This window comes from Streptomyces sp. NBC_01384 (assembly GCF_045040035.1).
Classification (GTDB): Bacteria; Actinomycetota; Actinomycetes; order Streptomycetales; family Streptomycetaceae; genus Streptomyces.
Window position 1 is genome coordinate 1,001,299 of the sequence record NZ_CP109559.1, and the last position, 13,812, is coordinate 1,015,110.

General features: G+C 70.0%; 10 protein-coding genes. 8 read left to right on the forward strand and 2 right to left on the reverse strand.

The features are described 5' to 3' along the window. Window position 1: 1 nt before the first annotated feature. Together OG747_RS04335 and OG747_RS04340 are read left to right on the forward strand one after the other, a co-directional pair. Window positions 2-208: an Arc family DNA-binding protein gene (locus OG747_RS04335; RefSeq protein WP_405877941.1), complete on the forward strand. Its 207-nt coding sequence runs from the start codon at window positions 2-4 to the stop codon at window positions 206-208. Window positions 209-235: 27 nt separating this feature from the next. Beyond that, window positions 236-391, forward strand: coding sequence for an alpha/beta fold hydrolase (locus OG747_RS04340; protein ID WP_405877942.1), 156 nt, complete (start codon window positions 236-238; stop codon window positions 389-391). 30 nt (window positions 392-421) lie between these two features. Here OG747_RS04340 and OG747_RS04345 read toward each other — a convergent pair whose 3' ends face one another. Next, a complete protein-coding gene (locus OG747_RS04345) occupies window positions 422-2,323 on the reverse strand; it encodes an ABC transporter ATP-binding protein (RefSeq protein ID WP_405885444.1) in 1,902 nt (633 codons plus the stop codon). Window positions 2,324-2,599: 276 nt separating this feature from the next. Between OG747_RS04345 and OG747_RS04350 the strand changes: the two genes are divergently transcribed. The 6 genes from OG747_RS04350 (at window position 2,600) to OG747_RS04375 (ending at window position 11,509) form a co-directional block, all read left to right on the forward strand. After that, complete coding sequence (locus OG747_RS04350; RefSeq protein WP_405877943.1) at window positions 2,600-3,550, forward strand: YbhN family protein; 951 nt, start codon at window positions 2,600-2,602, stop codon at window positions 3,548-3,550. A 182-nt stretch (window positions 3,551-3,732) separates the two neighbouring features. Next, on the forward strand, window positions 3,733-5,067 hold the full coding sequence (locus tag OG747_RS04355; protein WP_405877944.1) for a sugar phosphate nucleotidyltransferase: 1,335 nt from the start codon (window positions 3,733-3,735) through the stop codon (window positions 5,065-5,067). 129 nt (window positions 5,068-5,196) lie between these two features. Continuing rightward, the gene (locus OG747_RS04360) at window positions 5,197-5,907 is read left to right on the forward strand and encodes an SDR family oxidoreductase (protein ID WP_405877945.1); all 711 of its coding nucleotides are present in this window, start codon (window positions 5,197-5,199) and stop codon (window positions 5,905-5,907) included. Window positions 5,908-5,956: 49 nt separating this feature from the next. Then, entirely contained in the window at window positions 5,957-8,131 is a 2,175-nt protein-coding gene (glgX, locus tag OG747_RS04365; protein WP_405877946.1) for a glycogen debranching protein GlgX, read from the forward strand. After that, the gene (locus OG747_RS04370) at window positions 8,128-10,287 is read left to right on the forward strand and encodes an AGE family epimerase/isomerase (RefSeq protein ID WP_405877947.1); all 2,160 of its coding nucleotides are present in this window, start codon (window positions 8,128-8,130) and stop codon (window positions 10,285-10,287) included. Before glgX ends, OG747_RS04370 begins: the two co-directional genes overlap by 4 nt. Next, complete coding sequence (locus tag OG747_RS04375; protein ID WP_405877948.1) at window positions 10,280-11,509, forward strand: IS701 family transposase; 1,230 nt, start codon at window positions 10,280-10,282, stop codon at window positions 11,507-11,509. The genes OG747_RS04370 and OG747_RS04375 overlap by 8 nt, the downstream gene beginning before the upstream one ends. A gap of 66 nt (window positions 11,510-11,575) precedes the next feature. On the opposite strand, the gene OG747_RS04380 is transcribed toward OG747_RS04375, so the two are convergent. Continuing rightward, the gene (locus tag OG747_RS04380) at window positions 11,576-13,273 is read right to left on the reverse strand and encodes an ABC transporter family substrate-binding protein (RefSeq protein ID WP_405877949.1); all 1,698 of its coding nucleotides are present in this window, start codon (window positions 13,271-13,273) and stop codon (window positions 11,576-11,578) included. Between the last annotated feature and the right edge of the window lie 539 nt (window positions 13,274-13,812).

The window sequence follows — 13,812 nt, forward strand, 5'->3', positions numbered from 1 at the left end:
CATGATTCGTTTCTCACTCCGGATCCCGGCAGACCTACACGAACGGGTGACCGCCCGCGCCGCCGCGGACCGGCGGTCCCTCAACTCCCAGATCCCCCACCTCCTGGAGATCGCCCTCGCCGCTCCCCAGGCGGACGCCGGATCGCCCGGCAGCGATCCGGCTTCTCCTGCCCCGCTCCGCGGGAAACCGGATTCCTCCCCGGCCTGAAGGCCGGGGCATCCTCCGGGAATCCCGGTGAACCCCCGTTCGCAGCGTTTCGTCGCCCGGCGGATCCCGGACGCGCAGCTCCACGTCTTCCCGACCGACGTGGCCAGTTCACATTTCCCCTTCCTCGAGAACCCGCCCGCGTTCAATGCCGTGGTCGAGAAGTTCCTGACTCAGGAGCGGTGAGGCACGACGAGCCGTCGCCCAGGCCCAGACCTAGGCCATCGGCTCCCCGGCGACCGCGATCTCCGGCACGCTCTCCCGGGCGTTCTTGAACTGTGTCCGGTACAGCTCCGCGTACCGCCCCCCGACCGCCAGCAACTCCTCGTGCGTGCCCCGCTCCACGATGTGCCCGGCCTCCACTACGAGGATCACGTCGGCGGCCCGAACGGTGGACAGCCGGTGGGCGATCACCACGGCCGTGCGACCTTCCAGCGCCTCGCCGAGCGCCTCCTGGACGGCCGCCTCGGAGGTGTTGTCCAGGTGGGCGGTGGCCTCGTCGAGGATGACGACGCGCTGGCGGGCGAGGAGCAGCCGGGCAATGGTCATGCGCTGGCGTTCGCCGCCGGAGAGCCGGTAGCCGCGCTCGCCGACCACGGTGTCGAGGCCGTCGGGCAGGGAGCGGACGAGGTCTTCGAGGCGGGAGCGGCGCAGTACGTCCCACAGGTCGTCCTCGGTCGCCGAAGGGCGGGCCAGGAGGAGATTGGCGCGGACGGAGTCGTGGAAGAGGTGGCCGTCCTGGGTGACCATGCCGAGGGTCTCGCGCATCGACTCGGCGGTCAGGTCCCGGACGTCGACGCCGCCGATGCGGACGGTGCCCTCGTCTGCGTCGTACAGCCGCGGGAGCAGTTGCGCGATGGTCGACTTCCCGGCGCCGGAGGAGCCGACGAGGGCGACGGTCTGGCCGGGTTCGGCGCGGAAGGAGACGCCGTGCAGGACCTCGGCGCCGCCGCGGGTGTCCAGGGTGGCGACCTCTTCGAGGGAGGCCAGGGAGACCTTGTCGGCGGACGGGTAGGCGAAGCGGACGTCCTCGAACTCCACGGCAGCCGGGCCCTCCGGGACCGTACGGGCATCCGGCTTCTCCTCGAGGAGCGGCTTCAGGTCGAGCACCTCGAAGACACGCTCGAAGCTCACCAGGGCGCTCATGACCTCCACGCGCGCCCCGGCGAGCGAGGTGAGCGGCGCGTACAGGCGGGTGAGCAGCAGGGCGAGCGAGACCACGGCGCCGGGCTCCAGGCTGCCGCGCAGCGCGAACCAGCCGCCGAGCCCGTACACGAGCGCGAGCGCCAGGGCGGAGACCAGGGTGAGGGCCGTGATGAACGCCGACTGCGCCATCGCCGTACGCACTCCGATGTCCCGCACCCGCCGGGCCCGCGCCGCGAACTCCGCGGACTCGTCCTCGGGCCGTCCGAAGAGCTTGATCAGCGTGGCGCCGGGCGCGGAGAACCGCTCGGTCATCCGGGTGCCCATGGAGGCGTTCAGGTTCGCCGCCTCCCGTTGCAGGCGTGCCATCCGGCTGCCCATCCGGCGTGCGGGCACCACGAACACCGGAAGCAGCATCAGCGCGAGAAGGGTGATCTGCCAGGACAGGGTGAGCATTACGGCCAGGGTGAGCAGCAGGGTGACGACATTGCTGACGACTCCCGAGAGCGTGTTGCTGAAGGCACGCTGGGCGCCGATCACGTCGTTGTTGAGTCGGCTGACGAGCGCGCCCGTACGGGTACGTGTGAAGAACGCGACCGGCATGCGCTGTACATGATCGAACACAGCCGTCCGCAGATCGAGGATGAGTCCTTCGCCGAGCGTCGCCGACAGCCAGCGGCCAAGAATTCCGAACGCCGCCTCGGCGAGCGCGATGACCGCGATGAGCACGGCAAGGCGGACGACGGTGCGCTCGTCGCCGCCGGACACGATGGCGTCCACGACACGCCCCGCGAGCACCGGCGTCGCGACGGCCAGCAGCGCGGTCACCACGCTGAGGACCACGAACTGGGCGATGCGGCGGCGATGCGGACGGGCGAAGGCGGCTATGCGGCGCAGTGTCGCGCGGGCGAAGGGGCGGCGCTCCTGCTGTGCGTTCATGACGCTGTGCAGCTGGGTCCAGGCTGTGGTCTCCATGCTCATGGAGATGACCGTAAGACCTCGAGCATCGTTGAGGTCAATGGCTGCCGGAAGAAGTCCACGCACACGAAGGAACACACCGAGGAACACACGGAGGAACACACCGAGGAACGCGCCGGGGGACGGACCAAGGAACGCGTCGAAGAACACAGTAAGGAACCCATGACGGCACCCACGACGACGAAGACTCCTCCCACAGCTTGCCCGGCGCGTCAGGAGCCGGACTCGCGGCCGCAACCCCACGTTGGCACGGCGTGGACATCCTCCCCCGATGTGACAGCCGTGCGACTCCCTCGACGTTTCCCCCTCCGGCCGGTCCTGTGCCTGATCCCGCTCGCCCTCGTCCTGGTGGTCGGGGTGCGGCACCGGTCCGTGCTCGTGGAGGGCTTCGGCCAGCTGCGCTCGGCCGAGTGGCCGTGGTTGCTGGCGGCGGCCGTCGCGACCTGTCTGACCTGGGTCGCCGCGGCCTTCACCCGGCAGGGCGCGGTGGTGGAGCGGCTGCCCGCGCGTCGGCTGCTCGCCACCCAGTTCGCGGCGGGCGCGGCCAACCATCTGCTGCCGACGGGTCTCGGCGCCAGTGCGGTCAATCTGCGCTTCATGACGGTGTGCGGCGTCCCGCTCGCCCGCTCCTCCGCCGCGCTGGCGCTCTACATGCTCGCGGAGTCGATCGCCCGGCTGACGCTGCTGGTGGGCCTGCTCATCGCGTTCCCGGGAGCGCTGCGCGTGGGCAGCCTCATCCCCCCTGGGGCGAGTGGCCCCTTGCTGCTCGCCGCGGGGCTGATCCTCTGTGCCGCGGTGGCGGCGCTGTTTCTCGTACGGCGGCTGCGTACGACCGTGTTCTCCTTCCTGCGCTCGGCGCTCGGCGAGGCGCGCTCGGTGCACTCCCGTCCGGCGCGGGCGCTCGCCCTGTGGGGCGGCTCGCTCGCCTTCCCGCTGCTGCAGGCCGCCGGGCTGACCGCGGTGGGGCAGGCGATGGACCTGCCGGTGGCGCCGACGCACATGACCCTCGCGTATCTGGCGGCGACGGCCGCGGTCGCGGTGGTGCCCACACCTGGCGGGATCGGCTCGGTGGAGGCGGCGCTGATCGTCGCGCTGGTGGCGGCGGGCGGTCCGGTGGCCGCGGCGACGGCGGTGGTCCTCGCCTACCGGATCATCACCGTCTGGGTTCCCCTGGTGCCCGGGGCGTTGACCCTCGGAGCCCTGGTTCGGCTGAAGGTTATCTGAGGCCCGCACCCGCCCGAAGCCCGCCCACGACACACCACTTGAGCCATCAGCCCTGGTCGCACCGGCGACCAGGGCTCGTTTGTACACGCATCAACTCCCTTGCATTACTTTTTACTTGACTCTTCATGACAGTCTGAGTTGACTGAAAGGCGTCGAAAAGTCAGCCGAGGAGGCAGGACCGCATGGGGGACGACACGTTAGGCATCATCCTGGCGGGAGGCCGGGGCGAACGCGCCAAACCACTCACCCTGGCGTCATCCGACTACATCCGCAGCAAGGCGCTCATCCCGTTCGCGGGCCGGTCCGTCATCGAATGGCTCGTCACGTCCTGCCGGGACCAGGGCATCCGGCGCTTCTACGTGGTCGCCCAGGGAGCGGAGAACCGCAGCCAGATCAATCTCGTCCTGGGCCACGGCGAGCGGTTCGGGGTGGAGATCCACTACTCGCGGGCCCGGCTCGACCGCTACAACGTGGGCTCGGGCGCGGCCACCCTGCACAACCTCGAACAGTGGGACCTGACGGGCCGGGCCCTGGTGCTGCCGGTCGACTCCGTCTTCGAGTTCTCGCTCGACCGGCTCGCCCACGCGCACGACGCCGCCGACGCCGTGGTGACCGTGGCCGCCGTCGGCCGCACCCCCGAGGAGATCGCCGGCAAGTACGGCGTCATGCAGACCTCGGCGGACGGCCTCGTCTCGGGATTCCTGGAGAAGCCCGCCCTCGACCGCATCCACCGGCTGTTCCCCGAGACCTCGCTCCCGCTGGCCGAACGCACCCTGCCCACCAACGCCGGGATGTACCTGATCGACTGCGGCAGGCTGCGGCTGGCCGCCCGCACGCCCGACATGATCCGGCTGGCCCAGCAGCGCCTCGACTGGGGCGGCGATCTGCTGCCCTGGCTGGTCGGGCGAGGTCTGCCGGTAGCGGCCGAGTACATCGACCGGCTCGGCGACCTCGGCAGCGTCGACGACTACCTCAAGAGCCTCGGCGACGTACTCGGCGGCCACTACCCCTGGATGAACCGGGCCATGGGACCGCCGCTGAGCGACAGCCCGCCGTACTGGATCCACGAGAGCAGCCTGCGCAGCAAGGACAGCGTCGCGGGCACCACCCTCGCCCAGAAGATCGCCGAGGGCAGCGTGGTCATCGGCCCCGCCGTACGCATCGGGCGGGACGCCGAGATAGGGCCCGGGGTGCAGCTGATTCACGCGGACATCGGGGACGGCGTCGACCTCGACGAGGGGGCGCGACTGACCCGGGCGGCGGTCGGCGACGGTGCCGTCGTGGGGCCGTACGCACGCCTGAGCGACTCGTACGTGGGTCCGCTGGCGCATGTGCACTCCGAGCGGGACAACCCGGTCCGGCTCACCCACTCCGCGCTCGGGGACGCCGCCCAACTGCGGCCCGGCACCCGCCTCTCCGGAGTGAGCGTGTACCCGCGGCTGCGGGTGCCCGCGGTGACTGGGCTGCCCAGCGGCACCCACCTCACCAGCTCCGACGACATCCTGCACTGGATCTGACGGCGCCCTGGTGCCGGGAGGCACCACCCTCCCGGCACCAGGGCGCCGGGGATCACCGCCCCCATCCCCCCCATCCCCCCATCCCCCCATCCCCCCTTCGCCCCCCACCCGTTTCCCCTGGAGACCTCCATGGACAGCCCGATTGCAGTGATAGGCGGCACCGGACGGGTCGGCCGGCTCGTCACGCGGCAGCTGATCGCCCGCGGCGAGAGCGTCCGGGTCGTCGGCCGCAGCACCTCGCGCGCCCGGCGCCATGTACCGCCCCAGGCCCAGTTCTTCGCGGCCGACGTACGCGACAGCGCGACCGTCCGCACCCCCCTGCACGGCTGCGCGGCCGTCGTCTACAGCGTGGAACCCGGCACCGACGCCAGCGGCCCCGACAGTCCCGAGACCACCCTGCACTCCGGGGTGCGCAACGTCCTCGACGCCCTGCGCGAGGCGCCCGGCAGTCCGCACTTCGTCCTGGTCAGCCAGCGCCATGTGACCCGCCGCGACCACCCGATGAACGCCTACGGCCGGATGCTGGACTGGCGACTGGCCGGCGAGAACGCGGTCCGCTCCTCCGGGCTGCCCTACACGGTGATCCGCCCCGGCTGGCTCACCGACGAGCCGGACCACGGCCAACTCCACCTGGACCAGGGAGACGTGGGCGACGGGTTCGTGACGCGGCCGCAGGTCGCCGACGCCTGCGTCCAGTCGCTCTACTCCCCCTCGGCGCGCGGCCTGACCTTCGAAATGCGCGGCGAGCCGGGGCCCGACACCGCCCCGGTCCCCTGGGAGGAACTGTTCGCCGGGCTCCGCAGGGACGGCCTCGCACCCGCCAGGGCGGCCCTGGCATGACCCTCCATCACGGCAGCCTGCCCCTTCATATGACACTCCACTTAACAACATGACAGATTCCATGACGAACGAGATGACCCTCCGCGCGGACCAGGGAGGACGTGTGAGCGGACAGCACGGCGAACGCCCGTCGGACGTCACCGCCGGCCGCCCGCAGCCGCTGGGCACGACCGTGGACGACGACGGCGTGAACTTCTCCGTCTTCTCCGAACACGCCACCCGGGTCGACCTGTTGCTGTTCGAACACTGCGACAGTCCGCAGCCGTACCGCACCATCCGGCTCAGTCCGGACCGCCATCGCAACTTCCACTTCTGGCACTGCCATGTGCGCGGGATCGGCGCCGGCCAGGTCTACGCGTACCGGATGGACGGCCCGCACGACACCAGCTCCCTCGGCACCCGGTTCGACCACCGCAAGGTGCTGCTCGACCCGTACGCGCGCGCCAACATCAACAGCCGCTGGGAGCGCACGCACGCCATCGGTCCCGGGGACAACGTCGAGCACTGCATGCGCAGCCTGGTCGCCGACGCGGACGACTACGACTGGGAGGGGGACACCCCCCTGCGCACCCCCATGTCCGAGACGGTCATCTACGAGATGCACGTACGGGGCCTGACGGCGTCACCGACCTCCCGCAGCGCCCACCCGGGGACCTTCTCGGCCGTGCTGGACAAGATCCCCCATCTCAAGGAACTCGGCATCACCGCCGTCGAGTTGCTGCCGGTCTTCGACTTCGACGAGACGCAGGTGCTGCGCACCGGTCCGGACGGCAAGGCGCTGCGCAACTACTGGGGCTACGACCCGTACGGCTTCTTCGCCCCGCACACCGGATACTGCTCCAGCCCCCATCTCGCCACCCACATCACCGAGTTCCGGGACATGGTCAAGGCGTTCCACAAGGCGGGCATCGAGGTCATCCTCGACGTGGTCTTCAACCACACCAGTGAGGGCAACGAGTTCGGTCCCACGATCAGCTTCCGGGGCGCCGCCAACGAGGCGTACTACCACCTGTGGCCGCAGGACCGCTCGCACTACATGGACTTCACCGGCTGCGGCAACGCGGTCAACGCCAACCACCCGATGGTCACCAAGTTCATCCTGGAGTGCCTGGAGTACTGGGTGACCGAGCACCACGTCGACGGATTCCGCTTCGACCTGGCCTCCGAGCTGTCCCGCGGGCCGCTCGGCTACGAGATGGCGGTGCCGCCCGCGCTCTGGGCGATCGAACTCTCCCAGGTGCTCGCCGAGACGAAGATCATCGCGGAGCCCTGGGACGGTGGCGGGCTCTACCAGGTGGGGCGGTTCCCGGGTAAGCGCTGGGCCCAGTGGAACGGGCCGTTCCGGGACGACGTACGACGGTTCGTGCGCGGAGACGCCGGACTCGTCGGGGACATCGCCTCCCGCCTCGGCGGCTCCGCCGACCTCTTCGACCCGCAGGACGAACTGCCCACCAACAGCATCAACTTCATCACCTGCCACGACGGCTTCACCCTCAACGACCTCGTCAGCTACAACAAGAAACACAACCACGCCAACGGCGAGGCGAACGCGGACGGCGCGGGCGAGAACTACAGCTGGAACTGCGGCGTCGAGGGCCCCAGCGACGACGCCGGGGTCGAGCGGCTGCGGGTGCGGCAGATCAAGAACCTGCTGACCGTGCTCATGCTCAGCCGCGGAGTGCCGATGCTGCTGGCCGGCGACGAGTTCCGCAACAGCCAGGACGGCAACAACAACGCCTACTGCCAGGACAATCCGACCTCCTGGCTGGACTGGAACCAGGCGCAGAAGGAACAGGAGACGCTGCTCTTCACCCGACGTGTCATCGGGCTCCGCAAGCGCTACCGCACCTTCCGCGAACCGCGCTTCTTCTCCGAGCGGCTCGGTGCCCGGCTGCTGCCGGACATCACCTGGCACGGCACCCGGCTCGACCGACCCGGCTGGGAGGACACCCACGCCCGGGTGCTGGCCTGCACCTATGGCGGTTTCGGCGAGGACCCTGATCTCCATCTGATCCTCAACATGTACCACCTGGGCCTCGACTTCGAGCTGCCCCGCATCCGCGGTCACCGCTGGCACCGCGTTCTGGACACATCCCGTCCCGGCCCGCAGGACGTCCTGCCGCCCGGACAAGAGGAGTTGATCGACGGTCACAGCTTCCATGCCCAAGGCCGCAGCATCGTCCTGCTGGCGGCTTTGCCTGACGAGAAGGGCATCCGACGATGAGTGCACCTGCCCAACGACGTATCACTTCCGACACTTTGGCGGGCTATGTCACCTACTACAGTCCCACCCGCCGCCGCTTCGGTCTGCGCACCTCGGACGACCGTGAGTTCACGGTCCATCTGCCGCCCGGCGCCGTCTCCCGCATCGTCCGCAACCTCGGCGATCCCTACCGCGACACCACGTCCGACACCGTCGACATGCTGGCCGAAGGGCGCTACCTCTTCGCGTACGGCATCTTCTACGAATGGGAGAACGGCTCGCGGTTCGAGGCCAAGGAGATCACGTTCCCGGAGGAGAGCCGCGGCCACTACGTCTTCGAGCACCCCGACTGGTGGGTGCGCCAGGCCGCCGCCGTGGCCGACTTCTACTTACGGGGCCACTTCCCCGACGGCGTCTACGACTGGCGCAACTTCCGTACCCACCTCACCCTCAGCGGCACCCATCTGCCGGACTTCGACGGCGCGGACGTACGCCAGGAGACCGACACCATCTCGCGCCTGGTGTACGGGCTGGCCACCGCCTATCTGCTCACCGGCGAGGACCGGTTCCTGGAGGCGGCCGAGAGCGGCACCGAGTACCTGCGCGAACACATGCGCGTGGAGGACCAGCAGGACGAGATCATCTACTGGTACCACGGCATCGACATCACCTCGTCCGGTCACCGCAAGGTGTTCGCCTCCGAGTTCGGGGACGACTTCGACGCGATCCCGATGTACGAGCAGATCTACGCGCTCGCGGGGCCCACCCAGACGTTCCGCATCACGGGTGATCCGCGGATCCTGAACGACATCGACCGCACGGTCGCGCTGTTCCAGCGGTTCTTCCGCGACCCCGAGCACGGCGGGTTCTTCTCCCACCTCGACCCGATCAACCTCGACCCGGGCGCCGACTCGCTGGGCCGCAACCGGTCCCGCAAGAACTGGAACTCGGTCGGCGACCACGCCCCCGCGTATCTGATCAACGCCTATCTGGCCACCGGCCGCCCCGACTTCGCCGAGCTCCTGCGGGAGACCGCGGACACCATCGTCGAGCGCTTCCCCGACGAGCTGAACAGTCCCTTCGTGCAGGAACGGTTCCACTGCGACTGGAGCCCGGACCGCACCTGGGGCTGGCAGCAGGACCGTGCGGTCGTCGGCCACAACCTCAAGATCGCCTGGAACCTCACCCGTATCAAGTCCCTGCACGACCGGCCCGAGTACGGCACGACGGCCGAGCACATCGCCACCATCATGCCCGCGGTGGGCAGCGACGGACTGCGCGGCGGCTGGTACGACGTGGTCGAGCGACAGCCCGACCCGGACAGCGGCATCCACCGCATGGTCTGGCACGACCGCAAGGCCTGGTGGCAGCAGGAACAGGCGATCCTCGCCTATCTGATTCTCGCGGGGACCAGCGGGAACCCCGACCAGCTGCGCCTCGCGCGCGAGGCCGCGGCGTTCTACAACGCCTTCTTCCTCGACTACGAGGACGGCGGCGTGTACTTCAATGTGCTGGCCAACGGCATCCCGTACCTGCTGGGCACCGAGCGGCTCAAGGGCAGCCACGCCATGGCCGGCTACCACTCGCTGGAGCTGTGCTATCTGGCCGCCACCTATACAGGCCTGCTGCTCAGCAACGACCCGGTGATCCTGCACTTCCGGCCGCGGCCGGACGATCTGCCCGGCCGGGTGCTGCGCGTGGCGCCCGACCTGCTGCCCGCGGGCTCGGTCGAGCTGACCCGGGTGTGGGTCGACGGCACCCCGTACCACAACTTCGACGCCAAGGACCTGACGGTGGTACTCCCGCGCGGCGCCGATCCGGTGCGGGTGCGGGTGGAGATCGAACCGGCCCAGATGCGGCTGCGCATGCGCTCGGAGTTCGACGGCGGCACCGCCCACATCAACTGCAACGGGGTCATCGACGCGGTCGAACTGGGGAAGTTCCGCCGGGTCCTGTCCGAAGTGATGGCCACGGATCCGCTGCGCGTGGAGTTCCATCTGTGCGAGGTCACCGAGATGTGCCGACCCGCCATCAACGAGCTGCTGTTCCAGCGCACCAAGGCAGGGCTCGAGGTGGACTTCGTGATCGTCGGCTGTGCGCTGCCGGACGTCGCGGACGCTCTCCTCGCTACGGACGCGTTCCTGTTGGAGGGTGGTGACGACTGCAACCATGAATGATCTCGCGACGTTTACCGTTCCCCGGCCGCCCGTGCGCACCCTGCGCGCCCCGTCCGCACCCACGGTCGACCTCCCGGCGTACTGCGGAGACCTGTTCGGCGCGTTCACCCGTGCCGACCAGCGGCGCTGGGGCGAGGTGTATGTGCGCGGGCTGCTCGACGTGCCCGGACGCAAGACCCCGGCCCGTATCTCCGAACAGGTACTGGGGCACCGGGCCGTTCAGCAGATCCAGCAGTTCGTGAACCAGAGCCCCTGGGCCTCCGGTCCCGTACGCGGGCAGCTCGCGCGGCAGATGGCGCAGGCCTTCCGGGCGGAGGCCTGGTCCGTCGACGAGGTCGTCTTCATCAAGAACGGCGACCGCTCGGTGGGCGTGGCCCGCCAGTACGCCGCCTCGCAGGAACGCACCGTCAACTGCCAACTGGCCCTGGCCGCCTCGCTCGTGGGGCACGCCGGAGGTGTCCCGGTGAACTGGCGGCTGGTGCTGCCGGCCCGCTGGGACCGGGACGAGCGGCTGCGCGGCGCGGCGCACGTCCCGGACGAGGAGCGGTGCCGCCCCCGCTGGCGCTACGTCCTGGAAGCCATCGACGAGATGCTCGACGACTGGTCGCTGGAGCCGCTGCCGGTGCTGGCCGACTGGCGCTGCGAGAACGACGTCGACCCGCTGCTGCGCGGCCTCGAGGCGAGGGGCCTCGGCTATCTCGTCCAGGTGTCGCCGCACACGCCGGTGATGCTGCCGCGCCAGTGCGCGACGATGCCGGGCGCGCGCGGCACGATGTCCGAACTCGCCGCGCACGCGGCACGCCACGGTGAGCGCACCTCGGTCGCCTGGCACGATCCGGTGACCGAGCGGATGCGGCAGTCGGAGTTTCTCACCGTGCCGGTGCTGCTGCGCTCGGACCAGGACCGGCGGCTGGGCAGCGGCCCGGCGCCCCGGCCCCGGCTGCTGCTGGCCGACTGGCCGTACGGGCGGCCGCAGCCGCGCGCCTACTGGCTCACCAATCTGCCGGCCCGCAGGCTCGCGGAGACGGTCCCGCTGGCGCAGCTGCGGCGGTTCGCCGAGGAGGCCCTGGGCCGGATGCACGAGGAGTTCGGCCTCGGCGACTTCGAGGGCCGCTCCTTCCGGGGCTGGCACCACCATGTGACGCTGTCCTCGGCGGCGCTCGGCTTCGACATGGTGCGCCAGCAGGCCGACGAGAGGATGCTCAGCGAAACCGGCGTGTGAGCGCCGCGGCGGCCCCGTACGGCAGGTCCGTACGGGGCCGCCGCGGCGTTCGCCGCCCGCGGGCGCTCACTTCATCCAGCCGACCTTGGTGAAGTCGACGTCGCCGAGGCCCGGCACGCCGTAGTTCGCCAAGCCCTTTCGGACCGCGAGGAGCTGGGGGCGCTGATACAGCTCGATGTCGTGGCCGAGCCGCCAGACCTCGGCGTCCGCACGGTTGTACAGGCTCCGTGCGGCCTGCGTGTCGAGGGTGCCGACGGCCTGCCCCAGCAGCCGGTCCACCTCGGGGTCGGACACCCGCCCGTAGTTCTCGAACACCTGCTGTCCCACCGGTTGCCGGTAGACGGGGTAGGCGGAACTCGGGTACGTCTGTCCGGTGAAGCGGAAGATCGCCAGGTCGAAGTTGCCCTCGTTCAGATAGTGGGGCCCGTAGTCCTCGGGGGGCACCTTCTGGATGTCGACGTGGACGCCGACCTGGCCGAGCATCTGCTGGATCAGCTCGGCCAGGTCCAGGCCGAGGCGGTTGGTGCCCTCGCTCAGCACGAACCGCAGCCGCAGCTCCCGCCCGTCCTTGACGCGCGGCTTCCCCTCGCCCGCGGTCTTCCAGCCCGCGCGCTGGAGGGTGCGGGCGGCGGCCTCGGGGTCGTACGTTCCGTAGCGGCCGGAGTTGTCGGCGTACCCAGGCTGGTTGGTCATGAAGAAGTGGTTGTCCAGGAGCGGCACCTTCACCGGCAGCCCCTCGGCGGCGACGTCCGCCAGTGCCGGGCGGTTCACCGCCTGCTGCAGCGCGTTGCGCACGGCGCGGTCGGCCAGCGGTCCGCCGGCGCCGTTCAGCGTGATGTGCACCTCGTCCCAGGCCGACCCGATCCTGATGTCGCTGTCCCGGGCCGTACGCAGCCGCTGGTACGCCTCGGTGGTCGCCGCGTTGACCGCGTCCACCTCGCCGTTGAGATAGGCCTGCAGGGCGGCGTCCGGGTCCAGGGAGCGGAAGACGATCCGGTCGAGCCGGGGCCTGCTTCCCCACCACTTCGCATCGGGTACGAGGGTGACGGTCTGCGCGGTCCGGTCCACCGAGTCGAGCTTGAACGGGCCCGCGGTGACGGGGAGTGCCTCCCGCCAGGCGGAGTCGAACTGCTCAGGGGTGCTGTACGCGGCGGCCGGGAAGAGCGGGGTGAACAGCTCCCGCCAGTCGGTGAACGGCTCTCTGAAAGTGACGCGCACCTCGTGCGTCCCGGCTCCCGGGCCCACCTCCTCGATCCGGTCGTACCCCGTGGGATCGGCGACGAGGTAGCGCTGGTCGCCACGGCCCAGGGCGCGCCACTGGGCCGCGAAGTCCCGCCAGCTCAGCGCCTTTCCGTCGGACCAGCGGGCGCGTGGGTTCAGCCGGTAGGTGACCACCTGGGGCGAGGTGGAGGTGACGGTGGCCGAGGTCAGGTACTCCGGCACACGGTGCGGCTCGCCCGCGGCGTCGCGGAGGAAGAGCCGCGGCTCCGTCATGGTGTCGATGGTCCAGACGTCGTCGACCGCCGCATCGGCATGATGGAAGTTGAACTGGGTGACCATCTGGGCGACGGGAAGGACGAGGCTGCCGCCCTCGCGCAGTTTCCGTACCGGCTGGGCGTTGATGTCGTACGTCCCGTACGCCGGAAGGACTCCGCGGCTGGGGCCCGGCCCCGGTGAGCCGGAGGAGACGGTACACCCGGCCGCGACGATCGCCGCCATCCCCCAGGCCGCTGCCCCCGCGAGCCACTGCCGTAGCCGATGCACCCCTCTGCCTCCTGAAGCGTCCGAATCGTCAACTACCGGAGTTTTCCTGGGCATTGCGCCGAGGGAGCCTAACATCGCGGTGTGTCCCGGGAATGAAGAAGAGCGCCGCCGCCGACCTGGTCGGCCGCGCACGCGACGCTCGCGACCGGAAACGGACCGGGGGGTGTGGTGGCGGCCACCGTCTCCTCCGCCACCACACCCCCCGGTCGTCTGCTCAGCGGGCGCCGCCGTCCCTCACCTCGGACAAGGCGCGCTCGGCCCCCACAGACATACCACGTGCAGCTGTGCGCGACTCCCGTACCGCCACAGTCACCCGTCCTCCCTGGATCGGCCGCGCGGAATCCGTATGCCGAATCCGCTCAGCAGCAGCCGCCAATTGTGCCACTGGAATTCGCCATCTGGCGGTTGACGTGATGCGTAGAGGCTCCAGAACTGTTCATCCACATTCCGCTCACCACAAGTCCGCCTGCGAAGACGACGATTGCTATGAGCGCCATTATTTTGATGCCCATGAAATCTCCCCCTTCAGGGAATAACTG

Bases quoted from the DNA above. Each gene is read 5' to 3' on its own strand.
- OG747_RS04345 (WP_405885444.1), bottom strand. From the start codon at position 2,323: ATGGAGACCACAGCCTGGACCCAGCTGCACAGCGTCATGAACGCACAG.
- OG747_RS04360 (WP_405877945.1), top strand. From the start codon at position 5,197: ATGGACAGCCCGATTGCAGTGATAGGCGGCACCGGACGGGTCGGCCGG.
- OG747_RS04335 (WP_405877941.1), top strand. From the start codon at position 2: ATGATTCGTTTCTCACTCCGGATCCCGGCAGACCTACACGAACGGGTG.
- glgX (WP_405877946.1), top strand. From the start codon at position 5,957: ATGACAGATTCCATGACGAACGAGATGACCCTCCGCGCGGACCAGGGA.
- OG747_RS04370 (WP_405877947.1), top strand. From the start codon at position 8,128: ATGAGTGCACCTGCCCAACGACGTATCACTTCCGACACTTTGGCGGGC.
- OG747_RS04355 (WP_405877944.1), top strand. From the start codon at position 3,733: ATGGGGGACGACACGTTAGGCATCATCCTGGCGGGAGGCCGGGGCGAA.
- OG747_RS04375 (WP_405877948.1), top strand. From the start codon at position 10,280: ATGAATGATCTCGCGACGTTTACCGTTCCCCGGCCGCCCGTGCGCACC.